The following is a 14811-nucleotide window of genomic DNA, read 5'->3' on the forward strand; positions in this document are numbered from 1 at the left end:
ACCCGCACGAAGAAGCAACGGCCCGCATGAAGAAGCAACGGCCCGCACAGAGAAGCAACGGCCACCAAGGAGAAGCAAAAGGCCCGCACGGTGCGTGCGGGCACCGGACGGGATGGACACGACCGGACGGATTTTTCAGCAGAAGTCAGTGGCGGGCGCGTTCCAGGGCGTCCCAGAAGCCGCGGCGGAGCGCGTGGCGGACTTCGTCGTGCAGGAGGAAGTCGATCGGGAGGGAGGAGCCCTGCAGCAGCCGGGCCTCCAGGTCGGACGGCATGCGGGGCTTGCGGGCCAGCACCGCCTCCAGCCACAACGCGGGCGCGTCCCTGGCCACCGACTCGCCGAAGTCGTGTCCCTCGCGGTGCGCGGCCTTCACCGCGTCGGCCAGCGTCGTGGCGCCCCCGGTCGCGGCCGGGGTCGGTGAGACCGGGGCCGGCTGCGGGCCCGTGTAGGGGCCGAGCTGGGACGGCTGCTGGTAGGACGACGGCGCCCCGTACTGGCCGGCGGACGGCGGCTGCGCCTGGATGGGGCCGGTGACGGGAGCCGCGGACGGCTGCGGCGGGGTCGGCTGCTGGGGCGGGGACGGGGGTTCGGGCTGGTAGGTGTAGGTGGGCAGCGACGGCGGGCGGTTGCCGGGCGAGGACGGCGCGGCCGGGCTGGGCTGGGGCGGCGCCGACGGCTGCGCAGGGATCGCGCTCTGGGCCGGAGGCAGCGACGGCGGCGGCGAGGGCGGCAGGGAGGCGTGCGCGGCCTGGCCGTTGCTGACCGGCTGGTGGCCGTTGGCGGCCTCGGCGGAGCCGGTGACCAGGTTGACGTACGGGCGCAGGTGGCCGCCGCCGATCTCGATGAGGTCGTCGCTCTCCTGGCGCAGCGTCCGGGAGACCGCCCAACTGCCGTCGGCGGTGATGTGCACGACGGTCACCCTGATGCCCAGGTCCTGGGCGTCGCAGACGACCTGGGCGAGGTCCTCGTCGCCGCTGACCACGACGGCGTCGCAGATCGCGCTGTTGCGGGCCAGCGTCATCAGGTCGCGGTGGACCTGCGCGTCGACGCCCTCACGGCGGCCCGGCCTGATGCGCGACAGCCGCAGCTTCAGGCCGGGGATGTCGGCGAGCGCGTCGTGCTCGGGCGTGCGGCGGCCCTCGACGGTCGCCTCGTACCAGTAGCAACGCAGCAACGGCAGACCCGTGCGCTCGCGTGACAGGTTCGTCATGAGCTGCAGCAGGCCGGGGTAATCCCAGGAAACCGCTTCGCGATGGCGAGTCCCATGAACGGCCATCGCGCCGTCTGCCAGCAGATAGCCAGCGTCCACGAACAGCGCGCAGCGATCCACGCGACACCGCCCCTTTCTAGGTGGCCCGACCTTCTGGCTCTGCACCGTCAGAGCCGGACTCGGCGGCCCTTTACCAGGGTAATGAAGCCAATGATCGTGCGAGGGTTAATCCCGACGATTCCGCCCTCGCCCGACGTTACGCCAGAGGATTTACGCGAACCGTACCAGTCTGTCCCGTTCACGGTCACGACCGTGCGCGGACACTAACCGCCGCGACACCGAACAACACCGCATCCCTTCTGGAGACGATGCTCAGCCGCGGCCGCTCCCCCAGCTCAGCACTGAAGGTATCCACATCGACACCGAACGTGAGCCCGTTCGCCCCGTTCGACGACCCGTCGAACGTGTTGCCCGCGTCCCGCCCGCCCGCCTCCGGCACCATCGCCGCGCCGCCGAGCGAGACCTTGTCGCCGGACAGGTCCGCGTCGCCCTCCCACGTGACGAGCTCCAGCCGCGCGGGGGCCGCCGCCGGGATCAGTCCGCCCAGCGGCACGTCGAGCCGTCCCGCCGCGTCCTTCTCCCCGCCGATCTGCGTGGCCGTGTCGAGCACGACCGCCTGACTGTACGGCTGCGCCGGATCGGTCGCGATCACCACCAGGCTCCACCCGGCATGCTGCGAGATCCCCGGCTTCATGGGTGCGTCCGCCGCCCACCACATCCCCTTCTTCTTGCTGCTGCTGACCAGCCCGGTCACGTCCGCGAACGCCTGGTAGGCGGGCCCCACCGGCAGCTCGCGCGCCATGACCTGGTTCGGCCTGATCTTCACGTACCCGTCCCGCCCGGCCGGCCGGAACTTGATCGGCCCCGCCGTCTTGGTGCTGGCCGACCAGTAGAGCCCGGCCCACACGATCTGCCCGCCGGCCGGCAGGTCGAGCCTGGCCGCGCTCGAGGCCTTGGTGCTCGCCACCTGGTCACGGTCGAGCGGCTGCATGGTCCACAGGTCGTTGTCGCGCCGCTGCCCCTGCCTGCGCAGCGCCTCCGGGCAGCCCTGGCGGCTGGGCGGGCAGGTGAGCAGCGCGTTGCCGACCGCTCTGACCACGACCTTGCCGTCGGTGGCGAAGCGCGCGGGCGCGCCGTCCTCGCGGACCCCGATCGGCGAGACCGCCTTGACCTGCACGCCGCCCGCCTTGATCCGGACCGCGGGCCCGGCGCCTTCCGGAGCCGAGGCGGCCACCCGTACGCGCAGGAAGACTGCCGTCGCCGACCCGCCCTTGAGCGGCCGCCGTACGCACTGGGCGCCGCTCCGGGCGACCTTGCACGACCAGCCGTCGACCGTGCCGACCGGTTTGACCGCGGTGACTGAGCTGCCCCTGCTGCCGCCGGTGGTGATGAGCGTGACCCCTTCCGGCAGGGCGACGGTGGCGGCGAGTTCGTCGCTGGGTCCCTTGCCGGCGTTGCGCAGGCGGATGCCGATGATGCCGGGCTGGGCGCGTACCAGGGAGCCGAGCGCGCCGATGGTCGCCGACAGCTTGGCCCTGCCGGGCTTGGAGGTGGTCGGCGTGGGCGTGGGGGTGGGTTCGGGCTCGGGTTTCCTGGCCGGTTTCTCGCTGGGCGGCTCGACGGCCGGGGACGGCTGGCTGGTGGGGCTCGGCGCTGCGGCCACCGGGGGCTTCTTGATCGGTTCCTCTCCCGAGACCAGGAGGAAGGCGGCGACGGCCACCGCGGCCGCCGCGGTTCCGGCGACGGCCGCCTGCTGGCTCTTGGGCGCGCGCCGGATCCAGCCGATCGCGTGGATGATGCCCGCGCCGGCGCCGCCCGCCGCCGCGCTCGCCTTGGCCAGCGCGGCCAGGTACCCGGCGAAGACCGGGCCGACGAAGAGCGGTCCGACGATGACGCGCAGCCCGCGGTTGACGTCGGTGAGCTCCAGCAGCACCGAGTTGCACTCGGCGCAGCCGCTGACGTGGTCGTCGACCGACTTGGAGTCGCGCCTGGCCAGGCCGCCCCTGACGTAGGCGCCCATCTTGCCGAGCACCGGACGGCAGGCCTGCTGTGGCGAGGCGGCCAGATGCATCTGCAGGTACGCCTGCCGCAGCCCCTCGCGGGCCCGGTAGGCCAGGGCGGCGACGCCGTTGGCCGACAGCCCGAGCAGCGGGCCGACCTCGGCGGCCTTGGAGTCCTCCACCTCGGTGTGCCACAGGACGGTACGCCAGCGATCGGGCAGCGACAGGAACGCGCGGGAGATCAGCGACTTCTCCAGCCCGGTGAGGGCGGGGTCGACGAAGGGCACCCCGGGGTCGAACAGCTCGATCTCGCCGGTGCTGACCTGGCGGCTCTCGACCCGGCCGCGGTCGTAGACCGTCCGGCGCACGACCGTCAGCAGGTACGGCCGGAACCCGGCGTCGGGACCGCCGCCGCGCCCCACCAAGTCGAGGATCTTGGTGAAGGACTCGGCGACCACGTCCTCGACGTCCGTTTCCCCCCGCACGAGCTGGCGGGCGAGGGCTCGGGCGGCGACGACGTGGCGTTCGTAGAGCACGCCATAGGCGGCGGCGTTGCCGCCTCGTACCGCTTCGAGTAGATCTGCATCGCTTTGCGGCGATTCGACACTCATAGTGACCTCACGATTACGCGGGGTTGCCCCGGCGAATCATTCCGCATTCCGCGTCATGACTAACCCGAAAGCGCGTCTTTGCCTTTGAAACCCTTTCGGAGGACAGATGGACGAGGACATTCCAGGATCACTGCGCTCGCGCTGGCGCAAGAGGAGCCTGGAGGCCGGCTGGTCCCTGCCCGAGGACTGGTGGACGCCGGCGGTCGAACACGCGATCAAGGCCGTGAACAGGGGCCACGACCTGATCCGCGCGTGCGCCGCGCTCGGGGGCGCACGGGCACGGGCGGGGGTGGGCATCGGCGAGGGCATGAACGACCTCGCCGCGCTCTTCACCGCGCTCGGGCTCGGCGAGCCGCCGTTCACCGCCGCGCGATCCTTCGCCGTTGGCTGGACCGAGGCGAGCTTCGCGCCGGTGAACGGGCTCTGCTGCGAGGACCCGTTCACCGGGCTGGCCACGATGACCTACCTGCGTACCCGGCTGGCCGAGGTCTACCGGGGCTCGCTCGCCGCGCAGCACCGGCTGGTGGTGGCCGAGCCGTACGAGCGGCCGGGGGACCTGGCGGGACGGCTGGCGGCGATGCTCGCGCTGGCGGGGGCGGCGCGGGAGGCCTTCGCCGGCGACGAGACGCTTGCGCAGCTCGCGCCCGCCCGGGTGGGCGCGCTGGCCAGGGCGGGACCGGCGCTGGTCCCGCGGCTGACCCCGCTGGAGGTGTTCAGGGTCTCGGTCAACCGGCTGCCCGACGGTTACGAGCAGGCTCTCACCCTGCTGCGAACCTTAAGCTTGGACCCATGACGGATCGCGAGAAGCTGCTTGCCGAGATCAAGAACAAGGCCGTGGTGCACGGCAAGGTCATCCTGTCGTCGGGACAGGAGGCCGACAGCTATCTCGACCTGCGCCGGATCACGCTCGACGGCGTCGCCGCGCCGCTGGTCGGCCAGGTGCTGCTGGAGCTGACCGCGGACCTCGGCTACGACGCCGTGGGCGGGCTGACGCTGGGCGCCGACCCGGTGGCCGCCGCGATGCTGCACGCCGCCGCGGCGCGCGGACGCACGCTGGACGCGTTCGTGGTGCGCAAGGCGCAGAAGGTGCACGGGCTGCAGCGCCGTATCGAGGGTCCCGACGTCAAGGGCCGGCGGGTGCTGGCCCTGGAGGACACCTCGACCACCGGCGGTTCGGTCATGACCGCGGTCGAGGCGCTGCGCGAGGAGGGCGCCGAGGTCGTGGCCGTGGTCACGATCGTCGAGCGCGGCGCGGCTCCCCGGCTGGCCGAGGAGGGCCTGGAGTACCGCTACGCCTACACGGCGGCGGAGTGCGGCATCTGAGTCACGGACCGCCGCGTACCGTGAACGCCTCGCGCTCGCCCGCCTTCCCGGGGGCGCGCGCCCTGCCGTTCTCCGCCACGCGTACGGTGCCCGCGTCGGAGAGCACGACCGACAGCTCGGGCTCGAAGTAGCTGACCTCTTCGCCCCTGCTCATGTCGCGGTACTGGAGCACGTCGCCGCCGGGCACCCGGACCGTGACGAGCGGGCAGGTCTCGGCCACGCACTCGATGCGCACCGTCGGCACCTGCGCGCTCGCGGTGGGCGTGGCCGTGCCACGGTCGGCGGAGACGGGCTCCGGGGTGTCGAGCGCGCCGAGCAGGGCCCGCGCGCCGACCACGACCAGCGCCACCACGAGCGCGACCGCGAGCACGGCGAGCGCGAGCCTCGCGAGGCCCATCGGGTCTGTCCTGTGGCGTCCCACACACCGGAGCGTACCCGTTGGTAACCTCGTCTTGCCCTTAGTGCTTCGTGTTGACCCTGTGGTGTTTGCCGTTGGGCGTTGGCAGCGCCTTTGCCGCCCGCCGGCCCTTCACGAACTCGACGATGATCGGGATCAGGGAGATGAAGACGATGAGGAACACGCCCGGCAGGATGTACTTGTCGATCTGCTTGGGGTCGACCTTGCTGCCCAGGAAGTAGCCGAGCAGGATCAGGCCCTCGGTCCAGACGAGGCCGCCGATGACGTTCCACATGAAGAAGCGCTTGGGGCTCATCTCCAGCACGCCGGCAACCGGGTTCATGAACGTGCGCACGATCGGCACGAACCGCGCCAGCACCACGGCCTTCGCCGGGCCGAACTTCTCGAAGAACTCCTCCGCCCTGAGGACGTGCTCCTTCTTGAAGAGCCGCGAGTTGGGTTTGTCGAACATCTTCCTGCCGAACTTCATCCCCAGGAAGTGGCCGAGCTGCGCGCCCGCGATCGCGCACAGCGGCGTCCCGATCAGCAGGACCGGCAGCGAGATCGGCTCGATGCCCATCCCCACGGCCACCGAGGCGGAGCTGAAGATCCCGGCGGCCACCAGCAGAGAGTCGCCCGGCAGGAAGAAGCCGAGCAGCAGGCCGGTCTCGGCGAAAATGATCGCCAGCACGCCGACCGTGGCGAACGCCCCGAGGATGGTCAGCCACCATGTCGGGTCGAGGAGATTGAGAAGCCAGTCCACGCAGTGGAGCTTACCGGGCGGTGTCACTACCACGGGGGTTGGCGAGCCGCGATACTGGGCACCGCGAAGCCGAACGTTCTAGGAGATGAATCATGCCCATCGCCACCCCAGAGGTCTACGCGCAGATGCTCGACCGGGCCAAAGCAGGCGGATTCGCCTACCCGGCGATCAATGTGACCTCTTCCCAGACGTTGAACGCCGCGTTGCGCGGCTTCGCCGAGGCCGAGAGCGACGGCATCGTCCAGGTGTCCACCGGCGGCGCCGAGTTCCTGTCCGGCGCCACCGTGAAGGACATGGTCATCGGCGCGAGCGCCCTGGCCGAGTACGCCCGCGTGGTCGCCGCCAAGTACCCGGTGACCGTGGCGTTGCACACCGACCACTGCCCGAAGGACAAGCTCGACGGCTTCATGCGACCGCTGGTCGACATCTCGCTGGAGCGCGTGTCCAAGGGACTGGACCCGCTGTTCCAGTCGCACATGTGGGACGGCTCCGCCGTACCGCTGGAGGAGAACCTGGAGATCGCCAAGGAACTCCTCGACAAGTGCCACCGCGCCAACATCATCATGGAGATGGAGATCGGCGTGGTCGGCGGCGAGGAGGACGGCGTCGTCGGCGAGATCAACGAGAAGCTCTACACCACGACCGACGACGCGCTGGCCACGGCCGAGGCGGTCGGCATCGGCGAGCAGGGCCGGTACATGCTGGCCGCGACCTTCGGCAACGTCCACGGCGTCTACAAGCCCGGCCACGTGAAGCTGCGCCCGCCGGTGCTGAAGGACATCCAGGACGCGGTCGGCGCCAAGTACGGCAAGGACAAGCCGTTCGACCTGGTCTTCCACGGCGGCTCCGGCTCGGCGCTGGAGGAGATCCACGAGGCGATCGCCTACGGCGTGGTGAAGATGAACATCGACACCGACACGCAGTACGCCTTCACCCGCCCCATCGCCGCGCACATGTTCACCAACTACGACGGCGTGCTCAAGGTCGACGGCGACGTCGGCAACAAGAAGGTCTACGACCCGCGCTCCTACGGCAAGTCGGCCGAGGCGGCCATGGCGGCCCGGGTGGCGCAGGCGTGCCAGGACCTGAAGTCCGCCGGCACGAAGATCGCCTAGTCACACGAGTGGCCCGGCGGGTATGACTGTTTGTATGGATAACCTTCTCGCCGGGCCGCCCCCGACCCTCCTGCCGGATCTGACCGAGGCCAGGCAGGCGCTCGAGGCCGGTGCCAAGGCCGCCGACGTGGCCGCCCGTTTCCCCGCCTACCCGGCGGCATGGGCGGCTCTCGCGGAGGAGTACTTCGCAAAGGGTCACGCGGTCACCTCATACGCCTTCGCCAGGACCGGCTACCATCGCGGTCTCGACCAGTTGCGCCGCAACGGCTGGAAGGGCCACGGCCCGATTCCCTGGGAGCACGTGCCCAACCAGGGTTTCCTGCGCTGCCTGTACTCGCTGGCGCGCGCGGCCCAGTCGATCGGCGAGAAGGACGAGGCCGAGCGGTGCATGCAGTTCCTCAAGGACAGCGACCCCGCCGCTTACGACGCGCTGGCCAAGTGAGCCTTGGGGACGAATAGCCCAATCGGGTAGTCTCTCTACGCAAGAGCCCCTGTCGCGCTTGCGCCAGGGGTTTCCGTGTCTATTGGCGTGCCCGCTCGCAGTCTCTGCGCCGCGGATCCATCGCCGTGTGCTGGGGAGATAGAACCATGCCGGCTGTCGTTGTCTTGGGCGCCCAGTGGGGCGATGAGGGCAAGGGAAAGGCCACTGACCTGCTCGGCGACGCCGTTGAGTATGTCGTCCGCTACCAGGGCGGCAACAACGCGGGCCACACGATCGTCATCGGCGACCAGAAGTACGCGCTCCACCTGGTGCCCACGGGCATCCTGTCGCCGAACGTGGTGCCGGTCATCGGCAACGGCGTGGTGATCGACCCGGGCGTCCTGCTCCAGGAGATCGACGCGCTCGCGGAGCGGGGCGTGTCCGCGGACCGCCTGCTGATCTCGGCGAACGCGCACCTGATCATGCCCCACCACAAGGCCCTGGACAAGGTGAGCGAGCGCTACCTGGGCAAGGCCAAGATCGGCACGACCGGCCGTGGCATCGGGCCCGCGTACGGGGACAAGATCTACCGGGTGGGCATCAGGGTCCAGGACCTGCTCGACCCGGGCATCCTGTCGGCGAAGATCGAGGTCGCGCTCAACGAGAAGAACCAGATCCTCACCAAGATCTACAACCGGCGCGGTCTCGACCACGCCCAGGTGTTGGAGGAGTACCTCGGTTACGCCGAGCGCCTCAAGCCGCACATCGCCGACACCTCGCTGGTGTTGTCGAAGGCGCTCGACGAGGGCAAGTTCGTGCTGCTGGAGGGCGGTCAGGGCACGCTGCTGGACATCGACCACGGCACCTACCCGTTCGTGACCTCCTCCTCGCCGACGAGCGGCGGCGCGTGCGCGGGCTCCGGCATCCCGCCGCAGCGCCTGACCAAGGTCATCGCCATCCTCAAGGCGTACACCACACGCGTGGGCTCCGGGCCGTTCCCGACCGAGCTCGAGGACGCGATGGGCGACTGGCTGCGCACCACCGGCGGCGAGTACGGCGTCACCACCGGCCGCAACCGCCGCACCGGCTGGTTCGACGCGGTCATCGCCCGCTACGCCACCCGCATCAACGGCGTCACCGACTTCTTCCTCACCAAGCTCGACGTGCTGTCGGGCCTGGAGCGCATCCCGGTCTGCGTCGCCTACGACGTGGACGGCGAGCGCCACGACGAGATCCCGATGACGCAGACCGACTTCCACCACGCCAAGCCGATCTACGAGGAGTTCCCCGGCTGGCAGGAGGACATCACGGGGGCCAAGACGTTCGACGACCTGCCGCCCAACGCGCAGGCGTACGTGCGCACGCTGGAGGAGATGAGCGGCGCGCCCATCTCCGCGATCGGCGTCGGCCCCGGCCGCGACCAGACGATCTCGCTGCGCTCGCTGGTGTGACCTCGCGAGGGGGCGCCACCCGCGCCCCCTTCACAACCGCGCTCCCCGCAACCCTTCACGGCTGCGCAACCCTTCACGACCGCGCTTCCGCGGGCTTGCTGACGTGGCCTTCCGTCAGCGCGATGGCGGCCCGTCAGCGCGTGGCGGCTTTCCTGATGCGGTCCACGTCGCCGCGCTCGGCCGGTGGGAGCGGAGCGCCGACCGAGGCGCGCAGCTCGGCCGCCTCGTCCAGCAGGTCAAGGGCCCGCGAAGGCTCTCCCTCCAGGACGGCCACTCCGGCCAGTCCCTCCAGCGCGAGCGCCACCGAGCGCGGGTCGCCGAGCGCGCGTGCGGCCCGCAGCCCCTCCTCGTGCAGTTCCCTCGCCGGTACGGCGGCGCCGCGCGACTCGGCGGCGAACCCCAGCTCGGCCAGGATCAGCGTCACCCCGTAGAAGGGCACGTCGTAGTCGGCCTCCAGGCGGCGGTTCCACTCCAGCGAGGCCTGGAACAGGCGCTCCGCCTCGTCCAGGTCACCGGAGCGCCGGGCCACCAGCCCCAGCCCCACCCGCGCGAACTCCTCCGCGAACCGGTTCGACTGCTCGGCCGCCAGCCGCATCCCCCGCTCGTGGAACTCCCGCGACCGCTCCAGCTCCCCCGTCAGCAGCGCGATCCGCCCCAGGCTGGACAGCCGATAGGACACGTCCGTCCACAACCGCAGATCCTCGGCGATCCGCAGACCCTCCCGGTGCAGGGCCGCGGCGCGCTCGTAGTCGCCGCCGATCTCGGCCAGGTAGCCGAGCTGGTCGTTGGCCTGAAGCCGGCCCCACTGGTCCCCCAGCTCGGTGAAGATCTCCAGGCTCTCCGCGCCGCTGCGCGCGGCCCGCGCGAACTCGCCCTGGAAGATCGCCTGCTTGGCCCGTCCCATCAGCGCCGCCGCCTCACCCCACCGGTCGCCCGTGGCGCGGAAGTCGGCCAGCACCCCGTCGATCAGCGGCCCGGCCTTGGCGACGTCGCCCAGGTGCAGGTGGGCGTGCGCGGTGAACCACCGCGACCGGGCGCCCTCCGCACCGCCCCCTTCCCGGTACGGCAGGCCGAGCAACATCGCGAACCCCGGCTCCCAGGCGGTCCCCCTGGTCAGGCGGTAGGCCTCGGTGTGCCGCCCGCGCAGGTACAGGTACCAGGCCAGCCGCTCGCCCGTGTCCACGGCGCGCAGGTTGGTCATCTCCTCGTCGAGCCTGGCCAGCCATTCCCGCTGGGCGTGGCCGTACAGGTGGGGGCGGGCGCGGTCGGCGAGGTCGGTGTAGTAGGCGTCGCGCCGGGCGAACAGCGGGTCGTCCGGTGCCAGGCGCTCCAGGCAGTAGGCGGCGATGCTCTCCAGCAGCCGGTAGCGCGGCGGCTCGGCGACGACCATCGACCGGTTGACGAGCTGGTCGACGAGGTCGGCGCCGATCCCGGCGGCCTCCAGCGTGCAGCCGCCCGGGTGGACGGCCAGGGCGGTGAGCGCCTCCTGCTGCGGTGGGGTGAGCTGCTCCCAGCTCCAGTCGATCACCGCGCGCAGGGTCCGCTGACGGGCCGGCAGGCCGCGGGTGGTCCCCGACAGCAGCCGGAAGCGGTCGTCGAGGTGTTCGGCCACCCCCCGCACGCCGAGCGCGCGCACGCGGGCCGCGGCCAGTTCGAGCGCCAGCGGCAGGCCGTCCAGACGGCGGCAGATCGCCTCGGCCCACGGCAGAGTGTCCGCGTCCGGCGTCACGCCCGCGCGGGCGGCGAACAGGCTCAGGGCGTCGGGCGTGGCCAGCGGGGACACCGGGTACACGGCCTCGCCGGGAATGGCCAGCGGCTCCTGGCTCGTGGCCAGCACCCGGAGGCCCGGAGCGGTACGCAGCAGCAGGTTCACCAGCTCGGCCACCGGCTCGACGAGGTGCTCGCAGTTGTCCAGGACCAGGAGGAGCTCGCGGCCGCTCAGGGCGTCGGCCAGGCGCTCGGGCAGCGCGGCCCGGCCGGAGCGGGCCACCGCCTCGTCCCGCACGTCCAGAACGTCGGCCACCACCTCGGCGACGGCCGCCGGGTCCTCGGCGCTCAGCCCGGCGAGCTCCACCAGCCAGGCGTTCTCGCGGGATGCGGCGGCGGCCAGCGCGAGCCGCGTCTTCCCCACCCCGCCGGGCCCCGTCAACGTGACCAGCCGTGACCCACCGCCACCCCCAGAAGACCCCACACCTCCAAAGGACCCGGCACCCCCAGAGGCCCCGGCACGCCCAGAAGAGCCCGCGCCCCTGGAAGACCCGGTGCCTTCGGAAGACCCGGTGCCCTCGGACGGCCCGGACGGCCCGGACGGCCCGGACGGCGCAGACGGCCCGGACGGCGCAGACGGCCCGGCACCCACGTCGCCCAGGAGGGCCCGGATCTGGGTCACGGCTGTCTCGCGGCCGATCAAGGGGGTGAGGGGGGTGGGGAGGTTGGTGCGGGGGCGGGCGGCGGAGGTGGCGGGGGTGGGGGCGGGGGCCAGGGCCGGGTCCTGGCGGAGGATGGACTGGTAGAGCTCCACCAGCTCCGGCCCGGGGTCCACGCCCAGCTCGTCGGCCAGCCGCTCGCGCAGCGCCGTGTAGCCGGCCAGCGCCTCGGTCTGGCGCCCCGCCCGGTACAGGGCACGCAGGTGGACGGCACGCAGCCGCTCGCGCAGCGGATAATCGGCGACCGGCTCGGACAGCTCGTCGGCCAGCCGGGTGTGCTCGCCCAGCGCCAGCCGTACCTCGGCGTGCTCTTCCAGGGCCGTCAGGCGCTGCTCGTCGAGGCGGGCGGCGGCGGCGCGGGCGAACTCCTCGTCGCGGAAGTCGGCGTAGGCGGGACCGCGCCACAGGGACAGGGCGTCGGCCAGCAGGGCGGCGCGGGCGCGCGGGTCGTCCTCGGCGCGGGCGCGCGTGAGCAGGCGGGCGAAGGCGAGGGCGTCCACGTCCGGGGCGCGCAGGACGTAGCCGGCGGGCTCGTACTGGACGAGGTCGCGGCCCACGACGCGGCGTAGCTGGGAGACCTTGGTCTGCAGGGTGTTGGCGGGGTTGCCGGGCGGGTCCTCGCCCCACAGGTCGTCGGCCAGGCGGTCGGCGGGGACCGGGCGGCCCTCGTGGACCAGCAGGTCGGCCAGAAGCGCGCGCACCTTCAGCTCGGGCACGCGGACCGGTTCACCGTCGTCGGCCCACACCGAGAGCGGGCCAAGCACACCAAATCGCACCAGGTCACGCTACCCCCAGCGGACCCCCAGGCGACCCCCAGCCGTCCGTGCGGGACCCGGCGCACAGTGGACCCACAGCGACACGGGAGAGGAGGCGGAGATGCGGGTCGCGATCATCATCGGGAGCGTACGGCAGGGCCGGTTCGGGCCCACGGCGGCGAAATGGATCCAGGAGCGCGCCGGCCGGCGGTCCGGCCTGGAGGTCGACGTGATCGACCTGGCCGAGGCGTGGCTGCCCACGGTGCTGCCTGAGGAAGGGGGTCCGGAGCCGCCGGCCGTACGGGACCTGCGGCCTTGGCTCGTTCGTGCGGAGGCGTTCGTGATCGTCACGCCCGAGTACAACCACAGCTATCCCGCCTCGCTCAAGAACGCCATCGACTGGTACCGCGAGGAGTGGCGGGGCAAGCCCGTCGCGTTCGTGGCCTACGGCGGCGAGTCGGGCGGACGGCGGGCCGTCGAGCACCTGGAGCCGGTCTTCGCCTGCCTCGGCGCCGTCCGCGCCGGCGAGCCGGTGCTTTTCCGCGACCACGAGAACCCTGAAGACAGCGAAGCCGAGCGACTGCTCGACACCCTTGAGGAGAATGTCATGAACCGCGAGATCCGCCTGGCCGTCCGTCCCTCCGGAGAGCCGGAGCTGCGTGACTTCGAACTGGCCACGACCGACGTCCCGCAGATCGGCGCGGGCCAGGTCCTGGTGCGCAACACGTGGATGTCCGTGGACCCCTACATGCGGGGCCGCATGGACGACGTGGAGTCCTACATCCCGCCGTTCCAGATCGGGCAGCCGCTGGACGGCTCGGCCGTGGGCGAGGTGGTGGACTCACGCGCCCCGGAGATCCCGGTGGGCGCCACCGTGGTGCACTTCCTGGGCTGGCGTGAGTACGCCGTGGTCGACGCCGCGCAGGCGACGGTCGTGGACCCGTACCTGGCCCCCGAGGAGGCCTATCTGGGCGTGCTGGGCACCACGGGCCTGACCGCCTACGTCTCGCTCACCGAGGTCGCCCCGGTACGGCCCGGCGACACCGTCTTCATCTCCTCGGCCGCCGGGGCCGTGGGCAGCGTCGCCGGCCAGCTCGCCCGCAAGCTGGGCGCGGCCAGGGTGATCGGCTCGGCGGGCGGGCCGTTCAAGGCCAAGCGGCTGGTGACCGACTTCGGGTACGACGTCGGGATCGACTACCGGGCCGGCTCGGTGGCCGGGCAACTGGCGCAGGCCGCGCCGGACGGCATCGACGTCTACCTCGACAACGTCGGCGGCGACCACCTCGTGGCCGCGATCGACGCGCTCAAGGTCGGCGGCCGGATCGCGATGGTCGGCGCCATCAGCGGCTACAACGCGACCGAGCCGGTGCCGGGCCCGGCGAACCTGTTCAGCCTGGCGCACAAGAGCGCGACGCTGCGCGGCATGCTGGTCAGCCACTACCTCGACCGCTTCCCCGAGTGGATCGGCAAGGCTGCGGGCTGGCTGGCCGACGGCTCGCTGCGTACCGAGTCGACGGTGGCCGAGGGCATCGAGCGGGCTCCGCAGGCGTTCCTGGACGTGCTGGGCGGCGGGAACGTCGGCAAGATGCTGGTCAGGCTGTGACCACGGCGGCGGTGACCACGGTGTGAAGACGCCAGCCGAGTGTGGAGTAGAGGGCCCTGCCGTCGGCGGTGGCCAGCAGGACGCCCGTCGTGGCGCCCCGCTCGGCCCCCGCGGACGACAGGGCCTTCATCACGACACTGCCGAGCCCGCGGCGGCGGTGGCCGGCCGCGGTCTCCACCTGGTCGACGACGCCGGTGGCACCGGTGAGCGCGAGCTGGCCGCGGGCGGCGACCTCGCCGTCGCCGGTCAGCAGCCGGGCGGTGACGACCTGGCCGCGCTGGACGACGGCGAGCGTGTAGCCGCCGGGCGCGGCCACCTCGGTACGGCGCAGCCGCGCCGTCATCATGAACTCCGGCACCTGGACCGACCAGGCCGGGGTGAGCGAGGGCGCGACCTGTTCGGCGGGCGCGCACACCTTGAGCCACGTGCCGGGTGCGTCGAGTGTTCCCGCCAGGTGGCGCAGAACCGCTGGTGAGGCTTTCGGGAGGATGTGGCGTACGACGTGTCCCGGCAGGCCGACGTCGACGCGGAGACCCCAGAGCTCCTCGACCGGCTGCTTGGTGGCGCGTGAGACGGCCCAGCCCCGTGCCCAGGCCCGTACGATGTCTACGCTCATGACAGACCAGCTTAGGTTGATATATCCGCTTTTCTGGCTCGGAAGTTCCTGGTGCGAGCA

12 protein-coding genes and 1 pseudogene are annotated in these 14811 nt (G+C 71.9%); 7 read left to right on the top strand and 6 right to left on the bottom strand.

The genetic code is table 11. The features are described from left to right. Positions 1–145: 145 nt before the first annotated feature. Together ACFWY5_RS11235 and ACFWY5_RS11240 are read right to left on the bottom strand one after the other, a co-directional pair. A complete protein-coding gene (locus ACFWY5_RS11235) occupies positions 146–1330 on the bottom strand; it encodes an NYN domain-containing protein (protein ID WP_379631439.1) in 1185 nt (394 codons plus the stop codon). A 184-nt stretch (positions 1331–1514) separates the two neighbouring features. Then, complete coding sequence (locus ACFWY5_RS11240; RefSeq protein ID WP_379611262.1) at positions 1515–3881, bottom strand: sigma-70 family RNA polymerase sigma factor; 2367 nt, start codon at positions 3879–3881, stop codon at positions 1515–1517. A gap of 106 nt (positions 3882–3987) precedes the next feature. Between ACFWY5_RS11240 and ACFWY5_RS11245 the strand changes: the two genes are divergently transcribed. Both ACFWY5_RS11245 and ACFWY5_RS11250 read left to right on the top strand, forming a co-directional pair. Then, a complete protein-coding gene (locus ACFWY5_RS11245) occupies positions 3988–4674 on the top strand; it encodes a hypothetical protein (RefSeq protein WP_379631441.1) in 687 nt (228 codons plus the stop codon). Continuing rightward, positions 4671–5204: an orotate phosphoribosyltransferase gene (locus ACFWY5_RS11250; protein ID WP_379611259.1), complete on the top strand. Its 534-nt coding sequence runs from the start codon at positions 4671–4673 to the stop codon at positions 5202–5204. Before ACFWY5_RS11245 ends, ACFWY5_RS11250 begins: the two co-directional genes overlap by 4 nt. A gap of 1 nt (position 5205) precedes the next feature. Here the strand turns inward: ACFWY5_RS11250 and ACFWY5_RS11255 are convergent, their stop codons facing one another. Both ACFWY5_RS11255 and ACFWY5_RS11260 read right to left on the bottom strand, forming a co-directional pair. Then, a complete protein-coding gene (locus ACFWY5_RS11255; protein ID WP_379611258.1) occupies positions 5206–5601 on the bottom strand; it encodes a hypothetical protein in 396 nt (131 codons plus the stop codon). Positions 5602–5662: 61 nt separating this feature from the next. Beyond that, positions 5663–6364, bottom strand: a complete 702-nt coding sequence (locus ACFWY5_RS11260; protein ID WP_379611257.1) for a DedA family protein — start codon at positions 6362–6364, stop codon at positions 5663–5665. A 92-nt stretch (positions 6365–6456) separates the two neighbouring features. Between ACFWY5_RS11260 and fbaA the strand changes: the two genes are divergently transcribed. The 3 genes from fbaA (at position 6457) to ACFWY5_RS11275 (ending at position 9351) form a co-directional block, all read left to right on the top strand. Further along, positions 6457–7479 carry a class II fructose-bisphosphate aldolase gene (gene fbaA, locus ACFWY5_RS11265; protein WP_379611256.1) on the top strand — a complete coding sequence of 341 codons (1023 nt, stop codon included), beginning with the start codon at positions 6457–6459 and terminating at the stop codon, positions 7477–7479. Between the two features lie 34 nt (positions 7480–7513). Then, positions 7514–7921, top strand: coding sequence for a DUF3151 domain-containing protein (locus tag ACFWY5_RS11270; protein ID WP_379611254.1), 408 nt, complete (start codon positions 7514–7516; stop codon positions 7919–7921). 146 nt (positions 7922–8067) lie between these two features. Continuing rightward, the gene (locus ACFWY5_RS11275) at positions 8068–9351 is read left to right on the top strand and encodes an adenylosuccinate synthase (protein ID WP_379611253.1); all 1284 of its coding nucleotides are present in this window, start codon (positions 8068–8070) and stop codon (positions 9349–9351) included. Positions 9352–9484: 133 nt separating this feature from the next. Here ACFWY5_RS11275 and ACFWY5_RS11280 read toward each other — a convergent pair whose 3' ends face one another. Beyond that, positions 9485–12553: a BTAD domain-containing putative transcriptional regulator gene (locus ACFWY5_RS11280; protein WP_379631443.1), complete on the bottom strand. Its 3069-nt coding sequence runs from the start codon at positions 12551–12553 to the stop codon at positions 9485–9487. 100 nt (positions 12554–12653) lie between these two features. Between ACFWY5_RS11280 and ACFWY5_RS11285 the strand changes: the two are divergent. Together ACFWY5_RS11285 and ACFWY5_RS11290 are read left to right on the top strand one after the other, a co-directional pair. Then, positions 12654–13061, top strand: a pseudogene (locus ACFWY5_RS11285) (NADPH-dependent FMN reductase); the annotation flags it as partial. A 78-nt stretch (positions 13062–13139) separates the two neighbouring features. After that, positions 13140–14135: an NADP-dependent oxidoreductase gene (locus tag ACFWY5_RS11290; RefSeq protein WP_379631889.1), complete on the top strand. Its 996-nt coding sequence runs from the start codon at positions 13140–13142 to the stop codon at positions 14133–14135. Here ACFWY5_RS11290 and ACFWY5_RS11295 read toward each other — a convergent pair. Further along, positions 14125–14751, bottom strand: coding sequence for a GNAT family N-acetyltransferase (locus tag ACFWY5_RS11295; protein ID WP_379611251.1), 627 nt, complete (start codon positions 14749–14751; stop codon positions 14125–14127). The genes ACFWY5_RS11290 and ACFWY5_RS11295 overlap by 11 nt on opposite strands. Between the last annotated feature and the right edge of the window lie 60 nt (positions 14752–14811).

This window comes from Nonomuraea sp. NPDC059007, assembly GCF_042740555.1.
Classification (GTDB): Bacteria; Actinomycetota; Actinomycetes; order Streptosporangiales; family Streptosporangiaceae; genus Nonomuraea.

Coding starts and splice junctions, on each gene's coding strand:
- ACFWY5_RS11250 (WP_379611259.1), top strand. CDS start 4,671: ATGACGGATCGCGAGAAGCTGCTTGCCGAGATCAAGAACAAGGCCGTG.
- ACFWY5_RS11290 (WP_379631889.1), top strand. CDS start 13,140: ATGAACCGCGAGATCCGCCTGGCCGTCCGTCCCTCCGGAGAGCCGGAG.
- fbaA (WP_379611256.1), top strand. CDS start 6,457: ATGCCCATCGCCACCCCAGAGGTCTACGCGCAGATGCTCGACCGGGCC.
- ACFWY5_RS11245 (WP_379631441.1), top strand. CDS start 3,988: ATGGACGAGGACATTCCAGGATCACTGCGCTCGCGCTGGCGCAAGAGG.
- ACFWY5_RS11295 (WP_379611251.1), bottom strand. CDS start 14,751: ATGAGCGTAGACATCGTACGGGCCTGGGCACGGGGCTGGGCCGTCTCA.
- ACFWY5_RS11270 (WP_379611254.1), top strand. CDS start 7,514: ATGGATAACCTTCTCGCCGGGCCGCCCCCGACCCTCCTGCCGGATCTG.
- ACFWY5_RS11275 (WP_379611253.1), top strand. CDS start 8,068: ATGCCGGCTGTCGTTGTCTTGGGCGCCCAGTGGGGCGATGAGGGCAAG.
- ACFWY5_RS11255 (WP_379611258.1), bottom strand. CDS start 5,601: ATGGGCCTCGCGAGGCTCGCGCTCGCCGTGCTCGCGGTCGCGCTCGTG.
- ACFWY5_RS11240 (WP_379611262.1), bottom strand. CDS start 3,881: ATGAGTGTCGAATCGCCGCAAAGCGATGCAGATCTACTCGAAGCGGTA.